Raw genomic sequence first — 14,436 nt, 5'->3', positions numbered from 1 at the left:
CGCGTACGACACCTCCGCCGTATCCGGATGGTACGCGGCCACCCATACGCGGCCGTGAGCCCAGGCTCATATCCGGCCCGCACCACGCTCCCCTCTGAGCAGCCACGCCAGGTACGCGCCGCCCGCCACGCCCGTCACCACGCCGACCGGCAGCAGCGCCGAGCCGGTGAGGCGCCGGGTGGCGAGGTCGGCCGCGGAGACGAGCAGGGCGCCGGTCCAAGCGGCGGGCAGCAGGTTGGGCCCCGCGGCGCGCGTGACCCGGCGCGCGAGCTGCGGGGCGGCCATCGCCACGAACGGGATCGGACCGGCCGCGGCAACCGCCATCGCCGTGAGACCCGTACCGGCGCACAGCAGGACCAGCCGACTGCGTTCCGGGGGCACGCCGAGCGCGGCGGCGGTGTCGTCGCCCATCTCCAGGAGGGTCAGCCGCCGGGCGTAGACCAGGACGAGCGGGACGAGCGGGACCAGGCCGAGGGCGGCGATGCGGACGTCGGTCCAGTCACGGGCGTTGAGCGAGCCGATCATCCAGCTCGCCGCCTGCGCGGCCTTGCCGATGTCGGCGCGCACGTACAGGAAGCCGGTCGCCGAGCCGAGCACGGCTGAGGCGCCGATGCCGACGAGGACGAGCCGGTAGCCGTGCACACCCCGCCGCCAGGCGAGGAGGTAGACGACCGCGGCGGTGGCGAGGCCTCCGCACACGGCACCGAGCGCCGTCTGCGGGCCGCCGGCGTCGAAGAGGATGATCGCGACGAGCGCGCCGGCCGAGGCGCCGTTGCCGAAGCCGATGATGTCCGGGCTGCCGAGCGGGTTGCGGGTGAGCGACTGGAACACCGCTCCCGCCAGGCCCGTCCCGAAACCGACCAGCAGCGCCACCAGGGCCCGGGGCAGCCGTAGGTCCGTCACGATGAACCCGGCGCCCGGCGGGCCGCCGCCGGCGAGGGTGGCGAGCACCTCCGCGGGGGTGAGCCGGTAGCTGCCCGTACCGAGGGCGAGCACCAGCGTGCACGCGGCGAGCAGAGCGGTCACGGCGCAGGTCAGCAACGTGCGGCGGGCATAGCGCAGGGACCAGCGGCCGGTGCGCAGCACGCCCGCGGTGCCGCGGTCTTCGAGCAGGCTCACAGCTGGGTCGCCTTCCGCCGCCGGACCAGGTGGATGAAGAGCAGGCCGCCGAGGAACGCGGTGACCGTGCCGACCTCGATCTCCGAGGGCGCCGCGACGATCCGGCCGAGCACGTCGGACACCAGGAGCAGGACGGGCGCGTAGAGCGCGCAGTACGGCAGGAGCCACCGCGGGTCGGGGCCGCAGAAGGCGCGGGCCGCGTGCGGGATCATCAGCCCGACGAAGCCGATCGGGCCGCACAGGGCGGTCGCGCCGCCGCACAGCAGTGTGATGGCGACGACGGACAGCACGCGGGTGCGGCGCACCCGGGTGCCGAGGGCGCGGGCGGCGTCGTCACCCAGGGCGAGAGCGCCCAGCGGGCGCGCCAGGGCGAGCGCGAGGGCTGCTCCGGCCACGAGCAGCGGCAGCACCGTGAGCAGCAGGCCGGCATCACGTTTGGCGAGGGTGCCGACGGCCCAGTACCGCATCTCGTCAAGGGTGCCCAGATCCCACTGCTGGAGTCCGTTGACGTAGCCGAACAGGGCCGCGTTGACGGCGGTTCCGGCGAGGGCGAGGCGGACCGGGGTCGCGTACCGGCCGCCGCCGAGGGCCTGGACGGCGGTGGCGGCGAGGGCGGCGCCGGCCAGCGCGAACCACAGGTAGCCGGTGAACGAGGTGATGCCGAGGACGCTGATCGCGGTGACCACGGCGGCCGCGGCACCCGCGTTGACACCGAGGAGGCCCGGGTCGGCGAGGGGGTTGCGGGTCAGGGTCTGCATGAGACCGCCGCCGAGCCCCAGGGCCGCCCCGACGGCCACGCCGGTCAGCGTGCGCGGGAGCCGCAGGTCCCGCACGATCGCGTCGTTCTCGGTGCCGGTGGGGGCGAACAGGCCGGACCAGACCTGATGGAGCGGTATCTGCTGGGTGCCCACGGCCAGCGAGAGGGCCGTCGCCGCGAGCAGCAGCGCCAGGCCCAGCAGCAGTCCCGCGGTGCGCAGGGGTGGCCGTTTTCTTCCGGCGCGGGGGTGCGATCCAACGAACATGTGCTTAGCTTAGGCTAACCTAACCTTGGTTGTTGACGATTTTGTCGACCGAGTGCTGTCGTATGCCCGACTACCCCGGGACGCACGCCTGTTGGCCTGCTCCGGGGCGAAAAACGAGGGGGAGAGATGTCCGGAGGACCCAGATGAACGCGGGCCCACCACCAGCCCTGCACCCCACCGCCGCGCCGGTGAGCACCCATGACTCCGTACGGCCCGTGCACGTCACCGGTCCGCGGGTCGCGCGGCTCCTGGAGGACCTCGAACGCCTGGAACCCGCCGACGCGGTACGGCGGACGGCGCTGACGGCCGCCTTCTGGAGCGAGGCCGAACAGCTCGGCACCCCGCTCGTGGAGGAGCTCGACGGATGGCCCGGACACCGGGCGGTGACCTTCCTGTGGCGCGGGCACCGGACCACCCGTCAGGTCCTGCTGCACGCCAACCGCATCGTCGACCGCGACCGGCTCGCCGACGCGCTGCTGGAGCACGTGCCCGGCACCGACGTCTGGCACCTCGGGCTGCGGCTGCGGGCCGACCACCGGGGCTCCTACCGGATGGCGGCCGACATCTCGACCAAGGAACCGCCCACGGATCCGGGCCGGTTGCAGCAGCTGCTGCGGTCGCTGTCCGTGCACGCGGCCGCGGACCCGCTCAACCGGCGCCGGGTGCCGACCCGTCGGCACGGGGCGGACGGCTCGGTCTTCGCCCTGCCCGACGCACCTCCCCCGCCCCGGACCCAACGGCCGGGCGGCGGACCGGAGGGACGGGTGGAACGGCACCGGGTGAGCGCCCCGGCACTCGGCGGCGACCGCGACACCTGGGTGTACCTGCCGCCGGAACACGACGGCGGGGACCGGCCCCCGCTGCCCGTGCTGGTGCTGTGCGACGGCGACATGTGGTTCGGCCGGCTCGGCCTCGGCCGCACACTCGACGCGCTCGTCGCCGACGGGACACTGCCCCCGCTCGCCGTGCTCGCCCCGGACGCGGTGGACCGGGACACCCGCTGGCGCGAACTGGGCGCGCGCGAACCGTTCGTGACCTTCCTCGCGGACGAACTGCTGCCCTGGGCGGCGGGCCGCTGGCCGCTCACCACCGACCCGGCACGGACCGTCGTCGCGGGCCAGAGCCTGGGCGCGGTCACGGCGCTGCACGCCGCGTACCGGCGGCCGGAGCGCTTCGGCAACGTCCTCGCCCAGTCCACCTCGCTGTGGTGGCGGCCCGGTCTGCCGCCGCCCCGGGGCGCCAAACCCCCGGTGTTCGGCGTGCCCTGGCTGGTCTCGCGGTACGCCGCCTCGGGCCCGCGGTCGGTCGCCGTCCACCTGGACGTCGGTCTGCACGAGGGCCCGATGGTCGACCACAGCCGCGCCCTGTACCGGGCGCTGCGCCGGGCAGGCCACCGGGTCACCTACGCCGAGTACAACGGCGGCCACGACTACGCCTGTTGGCACGGTGCGCTGGCCGACGGCCTGGCGCGGCTGCTCGGCGCCTGACTCCCTCCCCGCTACCCCTTCCCTTCCCCTTCCCCTTCCCTTCCCCTTCCCCTTCCCTTCCCCTTCCCCTTCCCTTCCCCTTCCCCTTCCCCTTCGTCTTCGTCTTCGTCTTCGTCTTCAAGGAGCTCATCCGATGTCCTCTGCACGTACCTCCCGCCGGGCGGTCCTGACGTCCGCCGCCGCCGTCGTGACGGGAGCCCTGCTCCTGTCCGGCTGCGGTGACGACGGGACGGACGCAGGCGCCGGCGACGCGGCGGCGGGCACCCGCGCGATCACCGACGCGACCGGCCGCAAGGTCGAGGTGCCGGCCGCGCCGACGAAGGTCGTCGCGCTCAGCGAACCCACCCTGGACGCGGCGCTGGCCCTGGGGATCGAGCCCGTCGGCGCCACCGCCGGACGCGGACAGCAGGGCGTCTCCACCTATCTCGCCGACAAGGCCGCCGAGGCGCAGGTGGTCGCCACCGTCGCCGAGGCCGACCTGGAGAAGGTGGCCGCGCTGCGGCCCGACCTGATCCTTCTCGACGAGACGACGGCCGTGAAGAGTGAGGTCTCCAAGCTCCAGGCCATCGCCCCGACCGTGGTCACCGCCGCACTGAACGAGGACTGGAGGAAGGCGTTCACCGCGACCGCCGACGCCCTGGACAAGAAGGCCGACGCCGAGCGGATCCTCAGCGGCTTCGACGCCGACGTGGCCGCCGCCAAGGCGAAACTCGGCACGAACGCGGGCGCCGTCGTCAGCGTGGTGCGCTGGCAGAACGGGGCACCGTCCGTGGTGGGCAAGGGCGTCGGCCACGTGGGTTCGACGCTGACCTCCCTGGGGCTGACGCGCCCGGCGGACCAGCAGGGCGCGAGCGCCGGGCACAGCGAGCCGGTCAGCCTGGAGAAACTGTCCACCGTCGACGGGGACTGGCTGTTCTTCGGCACCCTCGGGGACCGGGCGGACGGCGACAAGGCGTACGCCGAGGCGAGGAAGGTGCCCAACTTCGGCCGGCTGAAGGCCGAGCGGGCCGGGCATGTCGTGGTCGTCCAGGGCTCGGCGTGGAACAGCGCGGGCGGCCCGCTGGCGGCCGGGATCGTCCTGGCCGACCTCACCGAGGCGCTCGCCTCGTGAGCGCCGGGCTGGACGGCCGGTTCGCCCTGGTGACGGGCGCCGGACGGGGCATCGGGGCCGCCGTGGCCGCCGCCCTCGTCGAGGAGGGCGCCCGGGTCCTGGCCACCGATCTGGACCCGGACGGGGTGCGCTCGCTCGCCGCGAGGTACCCGGGCCGGGTGACCGCCCGCGCGCTGGACGTCACCGACGCGGCGGCGGTGGAGGCCCTGGTCGACACGGCGGAACAGGAGTCCGGACCACTGGACATCGTCGTCAACGTGGCCGGGATCCTGCGGAGCTCGCCGGTCGTGGACCTCACCGAGGAGGACTGGACGGCGACCTTCGCGGTCAACACCGGCGGTGTCTTCCACGTCTCGCGCGCGGCCGCCCGCCGGATGACCGGACGCGGCGCGGGCAGCATCGTCACCGTCGCCTCCAACGCGGCCGGTGTCCCCCGCTCGGGCATGGCCGCCTACGCCGCCTCGAAGGCCGCCGCCGTCATGTTCACCAAATGCCTGGGCCTGGAGGTGGCCGCGCGGGGCGTGCGCTGCAACACGGTCTCCCCCGGCTCGACCCTCACCGACATGCAGCGCGCCCTGTGGAACGGCGACACCGGGGCCGCGGCCCGGCGCGTCGTCGAGGGCGACCTCGCCACCCACCGCACCGGCATCCCGCTGGGCCGCATCGCCGAACCGGCCGACGTCGCCGACGCCGTCGTGTTCCTGGTCTCCGACCGCGCCCGGCACATCACCATGCACGACCTGTACGTGGACGGCGGCGCCACCCTCCGGGCCTGATCCCGCCCGCACGTCCCCCACTGGAGACACACCATGTCTGCCTCACTGCGTGACCACCCCGCTCCCTCTCTCCTGTCCCCCGGCGCGGCCACGGCCCTCCTGGAGGCCTACCGGCCCGCCACGGACCGTTTCCTCGCCTCGCCCCGGCACACCCTGCTCGGCCGCGGCAGCGCCGCCGGGATACCCCACGGCACGAGCCCGCTCGCGCACCGCGTCCAGGACGTCCTCGACGCGCTGCGCCGGCCGGACGCCCCGCCGCCGGTCGTCATGGGCTCGCTGCCCTTCGCCCCCGACGCCCCGCCCGCGCTCGCGGTGCCGGACATGGTGCACTGGGCGCCGCCGCTGCGCGAGGACCCGCTGATCGCGCTGCCCGTGCCCCGCGACGAGCACCGGCCGGACTGGCGGGTACGGGAGGTGCCCCCGCCCGAGCGGTACGGCGAGGCGGTCGCCACGGCCGTGGCGCGGATGCGGGCCGGCGAGTTCGACAAGGTCGTCCTCGCCCGCACCCTGGAACTGGCCTCCTCGCGCGAGCCGGACCTGCCGGCCATGCTGCGCCGGCTCGCCCGACGCGACCCGGACGGCTACTCCTTCGCCGTACCGAGCGGCCCCGGCCGCACCCTCGTCGGCGCCAGCCCCGAGCTCCTCGTCTCCCGCCGCGGCAACCTGCTGACCGCCAACCCCCTCGCGGGCAGCACGCCCCGCAGCAACGACCTCGCCGAGGACGTACGCCGCGCGGCGGCGCTCCTGGACTCCCCGAAGGACCTGCACGAGCACGCCGTCGTCGTGACCGCCGTACAGGAGGCGCTCGCGCCGTTCTGCACCCGTCTTGAGGTGCCGACCCGGCCCACGCTGGTGCGCACCGCCGCGCTGTGGCACCTGTCGACGACGGTCACCGGGGAGCTCCGCGACCCGGACGTGACCGCGCTGGACCTGGCGTCGGCGCTGCACCCCACGCCCGCCGTGTGCGGCACGCCGACGGACGTGGCCCGCGCGGTGATCGCCGCCTCCGAGCCGTTCGACCGGGGACCGTACACGGGCATGGTGGGCTGGCAGGACGCGGACGGCGACGGCGAGTGGGTCGTGACGATCCGCTGCGCCGAGGCCGAGGGCCGCACGCTGCGGCTGTTCGCGGGCGCCGGCGTCGTCGCCGAGTCGACGCCGGAGGCCGAGACGGCGGAGACCGCCGCCAAGTTCCGCACGTTCCTGCACGCCGTGGGGGCCGGGCTGTGACCCTCACCCCGGGCGTGGACGCCCCCACCTGGCCCGCCGCGTTCGCGGCACGCTACCGGGCCGCGGGCCACTGGCGAGGCCGGACCTTCGGCGGCGTACTGCGCGACCGGGCCGCCGCGCACCCCGACCGCGTCGCCCTGGTCGACCCCGCCCCGCAGCGCCGCACCTGGACCTACCGGGAGCTCGACGAGCGCGCCGACCGGCTGGCCGCCGGGTTCGCGGCGCGCGGGATCGGCCGCGGTGACCGGGTCGTCGTCCAGCTGCCGAACGTCGGCGAGTTCGTCGAGGTGGTGTTCGCGCTCTTCCGGATCGGCGCGCTGCCGGTGTTCGCGCTGCCCGCGCACCGGTACACGGAGATCTCCTGGTTCTGCTCCTTCACCGAGGCCGTGGCGTACGTCGTCCCCGACACCCACGCCGGCTTCGACCACCGGGAGCTCGCCTCCCGGGTACGCAAGGACGCCCCGGCGCTGCGGCACGTGTTCGTGGCCGGGGAGCCGGGTGAGCACACCCCGCTGTCCGAGGTGCCGTGCACGCCCGACGGGCAGCCGGTCGGACCCCGGCCGCACGAGCTGGCGTTCCTTCAGCTCTCCGGCGGTACGACGGGCGTGCCGAAGCTCATCCCCCGCACCCACGACGACTACCTGTACTCGCTCCGGGGATCGAACGAGATCTGCGGCGTGGACGCGGACACCCGCTTCCTCGTCGTACTGCCGGCGGCCCACAACTTCCCGATGAGCTCGCCCGGTTGGCTCGGGGCGCTGTACGCCGGGGGTACGACGGTGCTGTGCCCGAAGCCCGATCCGGCGACCGCGTTCGCGCTGGTCGAGCAGGAGCGGATCACCATGACGGGGCTGGTGCCGCCGCTGGCGCTGGTGTGGACGGAGGCCGCCGAAGCCAGCCGGTACGACCTGTCCAGCCTGGAGCTGACGCTGGTGGGCGGCGCGAAGTACAGCGCCGAGGCGGCCCGTCGCCTCGAACCCGCCCTGGGGTGCCGGCTGATGCAGGTCTTCGGGATGGCCGAGGGGCTCGTCAACTACACACGGTTGGACGACGATCCGGAGACCGTCGTCACCACACAGGGCCGGCCGATCTCCGCGGACGACGAGGTCCGGATCGTCGACGACGCCGGACACGACGTCCCCGAGGGCGAGTTCGGGCAGCTGCTGACCCGGGGCCCGTACACGATCCGCGGCTACTGGAAGGCGCCCGAGCACAACGCGAGGGCGTTCACCGAGGACGGGTTCTACCGCACGGGAGACATCGTCCGGCGCACGCCGAGCGGTCATCTCGTCGTGGAGGGACGGGCGAAGGACCAGATCAACCGGGGCGGCGAGAAGATCGCGCCGGAGGAGATCGAGAACATCGTGCTCGCCCATCCGTCGGTGCACGACGTGTCGGTGGTCTCCGTCCCCGACCCGTACCTGGGTGAGCGTTCCCTCGCCTACGTGATCCTGCGCGCCGGCGCCGAACCGCTGAAACCGGCCGCCGTGAAGCGGTTCGTGCGTGAGCGCGGTGTCGCCGCCTACAAGGTCCCCGATCTCGTCGAGTTCGTCGACGCCTTCCCCCACACGGGCGTCGGCAAGGTCAACAAGAAGCAGCTGCGGTCGTCCGCCGAGCAGCACTGAAAGGCCCGTGTTCCCATGGCACTTCCCGCCATCTCCCCCTATCCGCTGCCGTCCGCCCACGAGTTGCCCGCGAACCGGGTGACCTGGAAGGTCGATCCCGCCCGCGCCGTCCTGCTCGTGCACGATCTCCAGCAGCACTTCCTCTCCGCGTTCCCGGCCGGCGAACAACCGCTGACCGGTCTGCTCGCCAACACCGCCCGGCTGGCGAAGGCGGCCCGCGGGCTCGGCGTGCCGGTCGTCTACTCGGTGCAGCGCGGCGGCCAGAGCCCCGAGGAGCGGGGGCTGCAGCTCGACTTCTGGGGTCCGGGCGTGGCGGACGACCCGGTGGCGCTCGCCGTGCCCGACGCGGTGGCGCCGGAGCCGGGCGACACCGTGCTCACGAAATGGAAGTACAGCGCGTTCGTCCGCACGGAGCTGGCGGAGCTGCTGCGTTCCACCGGCCGCGACCAGCTCGTGATCGTCGGCGTGTACGCGCACATCGGTGTGCTGATGAGCGCCTGCGACGCGTGGATGCGGGACGTCCAGGCGTTCGTGGTCGCCGACGCCGTGGCCGACTTCTCCCGTGCGGACCACGACATGGCCCTGCGCTGGGCGGCGGGCCGCTGCGCGTGCGTCACCACCACCGACGCACTGTTCGAGAAGGTCCGGACGATGCCCCTGACCGTGGCACGGATCCGCGCCGACGTCGCCGACGTGCTCGGCGAGGACCCCGCGGACATCCCCGTCGACGACAACCTCCTCGACCTCGGCCTGGACTCGGTCCGGATCATGGCCCTCCTGGAACGCTGGCGCCGCGAGCACGCCGTCACCGCGGACTTCGCGGACCTGGCCGAGCGGCCGGCCGTCGAGGCCTGGGCCGCGCTGCTGGGGGCCACCGTATGAGCGCCGGCCCCGCCCGCACCGCGGACCTGCCGCAGGAGGTGCTGCCGCTCACCGCGGCCCAGTCGGGCATGTGGTTCGCGCAGGCCCTGGACCCGCTCAGCCCCGCCCAGAACACCGCCGAGTGTCTGCGCCTGGACGGCCCCGTCGATCCGGCGCTGTTCGCCGACGCGCTGCGGCGGGTCGCCGAGGAGGCGGAGTCGCTGCGGGTACGGATCGAGGACACGCCCGACGGGCCGCGCCAACGCGTCGTGGACGCCGTCGAGCAGCCCCTCACGGTGCTCGACGTCCGCGACGAGGAAGAGGCCGGGGCGTGGATGCGCGCCGACCTGGAGGAGCGGTGCGACCTCGCGGCCGGGCCGCCGTTCCGGCACGCCCTGTTCCGCGTGACCGGCGGCGAGGAGCGCTGGCTGTGGTACCAGCGCATCCACCACCTGGTCATGGACGGCTTCGGCTACTCCCTGCTGGTGCGCCGTACCGCCGAGGTGTACTCGGCGCTGGCGCGCGGCGAGGAGCCGCCCGTCCGTTCCTTCGGCCGGCTCGCCGACCTGGTCGCGGACGACGCCGCCTACCGTTCCTCGGCGGCCTTCGCGGCGGACCGCGCGTACTGGACGCAGGCGTTCGGGGACCGCCCGCAGGCGCCCCGGCTCGCGGGGCGCGGGGCGCTGCCGTCACGGACGTTCCGCCGCCGGACGGCGCACCTCTCGCCCGAGGTCACCGAGACGCTCCGGGGTGTGGCGTCCCGGCTGCGGGCGACCTGGCCGGACGTGCTCGTCGCCGCGCAGGCGCTGTACACCTCGCGGGCGACCGCGCAGTCCGACGTGGTGCTGGGCCTGCCGCTGATGGGCCGGATGGGCTCGGTGGCGCTGCGGGTGCCCGGCATGGTGATGAACGTCGTGCCGCTGCGGCTGACCGTCACCCCCGAGGCGGCCTTCGCCGACCTGGTGCGCCAGGTCGTGCTGGGCATCCGTGAGGTGCGCCGCCACCAGCGCTACCGGTACGAGGACATCCGGCGCGATCTGGGGCTGCTCGGTGAGAGCCGGGGCCTGGTGGGCCCGCTCGTCAACATCATGCCCTTCGACTACGGCGTGGACTTCGCGGGCACCCCGGCCCGGGCCCGCAACCTGTCCGCCGGCCCGGTCGACGACCTGACCGTCAACGTCTACGACCGCGCCGACGGCCGCGGCCTGCGCATCGACCACGACGGCAACCCGGCCCTGTACGACGACGCCGATCTCGCCGCCCATCAGGACCGGTTCCTGCGGCTGCTGGAGCGGCTGGCGACGAGCGACCCGCACCTGCCGCTCGCCGCCCACACCGTCGCCACCCCCGCCGAACGGGCCCTGGTCCTGGAGGAGTTCAACCGCACGGAGCAGCCGGTCCCCGCCACCACCCTCATCGGGCCCATCGAGGCACAGGTCGCCCGCACACCGGACGCCACCGCGCTCGTCCACGGCACCACGTCACTCACCTACGCCGAACTCGACGCCCGAGCCAACCGGTTGGCCCACCACCTCCAGGCCCTCGGCGCCGGGCCGGGCGCGTCGGTCGCGGTGTCGGTGCCCCGTTCCACGGAACTGATCGTCTCCCTGCTCGCCGTGCTGAAGGCGGGTGCCGCCTATCTGCCCCTGGATCCGGACTACCCGGCGCCCCGGCTGGCCTACATGCTCGACGACGCCTCCCCGGTGTGCGCCGTCACCGACCGCGCCGACCGGCTGCCCGACGGGAGGACGCCGGTCGTGTCCCTGGACGTGCTGGACCTCTCCGCGGAGCCGGCCGTGACCCCCGCGCGGGCGCTCACCCCCGCCCATCCCGCGTACATCATCTACACCTCCGGCTCCACGGGCCGGCCCAAGGGTGTGGTCGTGTCGCACCGGGCGATCGACAACCGGCTGCGCTGGATGCAGCACGAGTACGCCCTGGACGCCGGTGACCGGGTCCTGCAGAAGACGCCCTCCTCGTTCGACGTGTCCGTGTGGGAGTTCTTCTGGCCGCTCCGGACGGGCGCGACGCTGGTCGTGGCCGAGCCCGGCGGACACCGGGACCCGGCGTACCTGGCCCGGCTGATCCGCGAACAGGCCGTCACCACCTGCCACTTCGTGCCGTCGATGCTCCAGCTCTTCCTGGCCGAGCCGGGCGCGGCCGACTGCCGTGCGGCACTGCGCCGGGTGTTCGCCAGCGGCGAGGCGCTCCCCCGCGAGACGGCGAACGCCTTCGGGCGGACGCTGCCGGGAGTCGGGCTGCACAACCTGTACGGACCGACCGAGGCCGCCGTCGACGTGAGTTTCCACGCCGTCGCACCACGGGGTGCGGGCCCGGTGCCGATCGGGCGGCCGGTGTGGAACACCCGGCTGTACGTGCTGGACGCGGCCCGCCGGCCCTGCCCGCCCGGGGTACCGGGTGAACTGTTCCTGGCCGGACGGCAGTTGGCGGACGGCTATCTCGGCCGCCCCGAACTGACCGCGTCCCGGTTCGTCGACGACCCGTTCGGGCCGCCCGGCAGCCGGATGTACCGCACGGGCGATCTCGCCCGCTGGAGCGCCGACGGCGAGGTGGAGTACCTCGGGCGCACCGACCACCAGGTCAAGCTGCGCGGGCAGCGCATCGAACTCGGCGAGGTGGAGGCCGCGTTGGCCGCCCGGCCGGGGGTCGACGGCGCCTGCGCGGTGGTCGTCGAGGACCGGCTGGTCGGCTATGTCACCGGGGACGCCGACGGCGTGGCCCTGCGGGCGGCGCTGGCCCGGGAGCTGCCGGAGCACCTGGTGCCGGCCGCCGTGCTGGTCCTGGAGTCGTTCCCGCTGAGCCCCAACGGCAAGCTGGACCGGCGTGAGCTGCCCGCCCCGGTCTTCTCGGGCGGGGCCGGAGGCGAGGGACGGCGCCCGGCGAGCGGGACCGAGGAGGTTCTCACCCGGCTGTTCGCGGAGGTGCTGGGCGTCGGGCAGGTCGGTCCCGACGACGCGTTCTTCGATCTGGGCGGCACCTCGCTGCTCGCGGTACGCCTGGTGGCGCGGGTCCGGGAGGAGTGTGCGGCCGAACTGACCATCGGTTCGCTCTTCGAGGCGCCGACCCCGGCCGCGCTCGCCGGCCGGATCGAGGCGGCGGGCCCGGCCTCGCGGGACGCCCTGGACGTCGTCCTGCCGCTGCGGGCGCGGGGCGGGCGGGCGCCGCTGTTCGCGATCCATCCGGCGGGCGGGCTGTCCTGGTGCTACGCGGGGCTCGCCGCGCGCCTCGGACCCGACCAGCCGGTGTACGGCATCCAGGCGCGCGGACTGTCCGGGGACGAGCCGCTGCCGGCCACCCTGCTGGAGGAGGCGGCCGACTACGCCGGGCGGATCCGGGAGGTCCGGCCGCGGGGGCCGTACCGGCTGCTGGGCTGGTCGGTGGGCGGGATCCTCGCGCACGCCGTGGCCGTTCTGCTGCAGGAGGCCGGCGCGGAGGTCGAACTCCTGGCCCTGCTCGACGCGTTCCCGGCCGAGCAGTGGCGGGAACGACCCGCGCCCGAGGAGGGCGACGCCCTCACCGCCGTCCTGCGGATGGCGGGCTTCGACCGCACCGGCGAGCGGACCCGCGAGGACGTCCTGGCCACCTTGCGCCGGGCCGGCAGCCCGCTGGCGGGGCTGGCCGACCACACGCTCTCGCGGATCGTCGACATCGTGCCGAACCACGCCCGCATGATGCGCGAGCACCGGCACCGGGTCTTCGACGGCGACCTGCTGTTCTTCACGGCCGCCGCCCCGCGCGCCGAGGACTGGCTGACCCGGGAGGCGTGGCGGCCGCATGTGAGCGGCGTGATCGTCAACCACGACCTGGACTGCACCCACCCTCGGTTGATGGCCGACCGCCACCTCGACGAGGTCGCCGTCCATCTCGCCGCCCGCCTCAAGGAGCTGGACTCATGAGCTGCACCAGTCCGTCGGCCAGTTCCGTGCGCCAGCAGAGGTAGTCGTGACCACCGTTGAACTCCCGGTAGGAGGAATCGTGACAGCCGAGGGCCTGCAGGACGTCCCTCAGTCGGCGGGCCGCGGGCAGCGCCACCCACTCCTGCTCGCCGAAGGAGAGCCACAGGCGCGCCGCCGGACGGGGGCCCTGGGCCAGGGTCCGGGTGAGCCACTCCGGCTCCGGGCCGACGGGCCACCAGAACGAGCCGGACTGCACCAGGGCGTTGCCGAAGCGGTGCGGGGCGGCCAGGGCCGCGTAGGCGGCGGTGAGCCCGCCGAGGCTCTGGCCGGCGATGACGGTGCGCGCCGGATCGTCGGTCAGGGGGACCGACTTCGCGGCCCACGGCAGGAGTTCGTCCGTGAGGAAGCCGAGGTACTCGGGGCGGCAGGCGAGTTCACGCCAGCGGGTGGGCTCGTCCACCGCCTCGGGCAGGACGGCGGCCGTCGGCGGGATCCGTCCGTCGGCGATGAGGGTGTCGAGGAGCCGGGACACACCGAGCCGCGGCTGCCAGTGCTCACCGTCGAGCAGCACCAGCACCGGAAGCCGCTCCGGCCGGCCCTCGGTGCCCGCGGGCCGGTACAGCCGGTACCGGCGGGTGCCGCCCAGCAGCGCGCTCGGCACCGTGTGCTCGGTGACGGTGCCCCGGGGCACGTCCGGCCGCGGCTCCCAGTCCACCGCCCGGGGAGCGGCGGGGAGTTCGGCGTACGGGACGGGGGTTCCGTCCCAACGATGGGGAAGCGAGCGGGTGTTGAACGGGTCGGGGCGGCGGCGGGTGCGCAGCCACTGCCAGTGGGCCGGGCTTCCCGGCGTGCCCCGGTCCGGCCCGTCGCCCCCGTCGCCCCCGTCGCCCTCGTCGCCCTCGTCGACGTAAAGGTCGTAGGTGCCGCGCCAGTCGTGGCGCAGGCGGAGCGTCCAGTGCCACACATCCGTGCCGGGGACGCGCTCCATCAGGTTGTCCTCGGGCGCGCGCGGATCGCCGAGCTTGTTCGGCAGGACCTGCACGGCCCGGGTGGCCGGGGTGCCGCGCCACAGCCAGGTGACGGCGCGGTGGTCCTCGCTGCCCTGCGGGTCGGGGCCGACGAGCGGGGTGCCGCGCCGGCGGACCTCGGACCAGAACTCCTCGACGCCGTCCGGGCCGGGCAGCGCGCAGGCCGGTCGCGCGAGGCGCGGAACCGTGTGCGGTCGCGGCAGCCGGGGCGGACGGTGCGGGGTGCCCTCGGGCGGCGCGGACCAGGACATACCAACAGA

At 74.6% G+C, this 14,436-nt stretch carries 10 protein-coding genes and 1 pseudogene; 8 read left to right on the top strand and 3 right to left on the bottom strand.

Annotated features, from left to right (window positions below):
- Positions 1–66 precede the first annotated feature (66 nt).
- Positions 67–1,119, bottom strand: coding sequence for a FecCD family ABC transporter permease (locus OG933_RS40425; RefSeq protein ID WP_405632070.1), 1,053 nt, complete (start codon positions 1,117–1,119; stop codon positions 67–69).
- Positions 1,116–2,141 carry an iron chelate uptake ABC transporter family permease subunit gene (locus tag OG933_RS40420; protein ID WP_362534225.1) on the bottom strand — a complete coding sequence of 342 codons (1,026 nt, stop codon included), beginning with the start codon at positions 2,139–2,141 and terminating at the stop codon, positions 1,116–1,118. The genes OG933_RS40425 and OG933_RS40420 overlap by 4 nt, the downstream gene beginning before the upstream one ends.
- Before the next feature lie 188 nt (positions 2,142–2,329).
- On the opposite strand from OG933_RS40420, the gene fes (OG933_RS40415) reads away from it, so the two are divergent.
- The 8 genes and pseudogenes from fes (OG933_RS40415) (at position 2,330) to OG933_RS40380 (ending at position 13,148) form a co-directional block, all read left to right on the top strand.
- Entirely contained in the window at positions 2,330–3,628 is a 1,299-nt protein-coding gene (gene fes, locus OG933_RS40415; RefSeq protein WP_405632068.1) for an enterochelin esterase, read from the top strand.
- Positions 3,629–3,761: 133 nt separating this feature from the next.
- On the top strand, positions 3,762–4,739 hold the full coding sequence (locus tag OG933_RS40410; RefSeq protein ID WP_362534229.1) for an ABC transporter substrate-binding protein: 978 nt from the start codon (positions 3,762–3,764) through the stop codon (positions 4,737–4,739).
- On the top strand, positions 4,736–5,515 hold the full coding sequence (locus OG933_RS40405) for a 2,3-dihydro-2,3-dihydroxybenzoate dehydrogenase (RefSeq protein WP_362534232.1): 780 nt from the start codon (positions 4,736–4,738) through the stop codon (positions 5,513–5,515). The genes OG933_RS40410 and OG933_RS40405 overlap by 4 nt, the downstream gene beginning before the upstream one ends.
- A gap of 33 nt (positions 5,516–5,548) precedes the next feature.
- On the top strand, positions 5,549–6,745 hold the full coding sequence (locus OG933_RS40400; RefSeq protein WP_405632064.1) for an isochorismate synthase: 1,197 nt from the start codon (positions 5,549–5,551) through the stop codon (positions 6,743–6,745).
- Entirely contained in the window at positions 6,742–8,370 is a 1,629-nt protein-coding gene (locus OG933_RS40395) for a (2,3-dihydroxybenzoyl)adenylate synthase (protein ID WP_405632061.1), read from the top strand. The genes OG933_RS40400 and OG933_RS40395 overlap by 4 nt, the downstream gene beginning before the upstream one ends.
- Positions 8,371–8,385: 15 nt before the next feature.
- Positions 8,386–9,015, top strand: a pseudogene (locus OG933_RS40390) (isochorismatase family protein); the annotation flags it as partial.
- Between the two features lie 6 nt (positions 9,016–9,021).
- The gene (locus tag OG933_RS40385) at positions 9,022–9,252 is read left to right on the top strand and encodes a phosphopantetheine-binding protein (protein WP_362534311.1); all 231 of its coding nucleotides are present in this window, start codon (positions 9,022–9,024) and stop codon (positions 9,250–9,252) included.
- Positions 9,249–13,148 carry an amino acid adenylation domain-containing protein gene (locus OG933_RS40380; protein WP_405632058.1) on the top strand — a complete coding sequence of 1,300 codons (3,900 nt, stop codon included), beginning with the start codon at positions 9,249–9,251 and terminating at the stop codon, positions 13,146–13,148. The genes OG933_RS40385 and OG933_RS40380 overlap by 4 nt, the downstream gene beginning before the upstream one ends.
- Here OG933_RS40380 and fes (OG933_RS40375) read toward each other — a convergent pair.
- Positions 13,129–14,427: an enterochelin esterase gene (gene fes, locus OG933_RS40375; protein ID WP_405632055.1), complete on the bottom strand. Its 1,299-nt coding sequence runs from the start codon at positions 14,425–14,427 to the stop codon at positions 13,129–13,131. The genes OG933_RS40380 and fes (OG933_RS40375) overlap by 20 nt on opposite strands.
- Positions 14,428–14,436: the final 9 nt, after the last annotated feature.

This window comes from Streptomyces sp. NBC_00016 (assembly GCF_045040885.1).
Lineage (GTDB): Bacteria > Actinomycetota > Actinomycetes > Streptomycetales > Streptomycetaceae > Streptomyces > Streptomyces coriariae.
Note: the sequence above shows the minus strand (reverse complement) of the source record. Positions and strands in the feature narration are given on the sequence as shown.

Coding starts and splice junctions, on each gene's coding strand:
- OG933_RS40420 (WP_362534225.1), bottom strand. CDS start 2,141: ATGTTCGTTGGATCGCACCCCCGCGCCGGAAGAAAACGGCCACCCCTG.
- OG933_RS40410 (WP_362534229.1), top strand. CDS start 3,762: ATGTCCTCTGCACGTACCTCCCGCCGGGCGGTCCTGACGTCCGCCGCC.
- OG933_RS40400 (WP_405632064.1), top strand. CDS start 5,549: ATGTCTGCCTCACTGCGTGACCACCCCGCTCCCTCTCTCCTGTCCCCC.
- OG933_RS40385 (WP_362534311.1), top strand. CDS start 9,022: ATGCCCCTGACCGTGGCACGGATCCGCGCCGACGTCGCCGACGTGCTC.
- OG933_RS40380 (WP_405632058.1), top strand. CDS start 9,249: ATGAGCGCCGGCCCCGCCCGCACCGCGGACCTGCCGCAGGAGGTGCTG.
- fes (WP_405632055.1), bottom strand. CDS start 14,427: ATGTCCTGGTCCGCGCCGCCCGAGGGCACCCCGCACCGTCCGCCCCGG.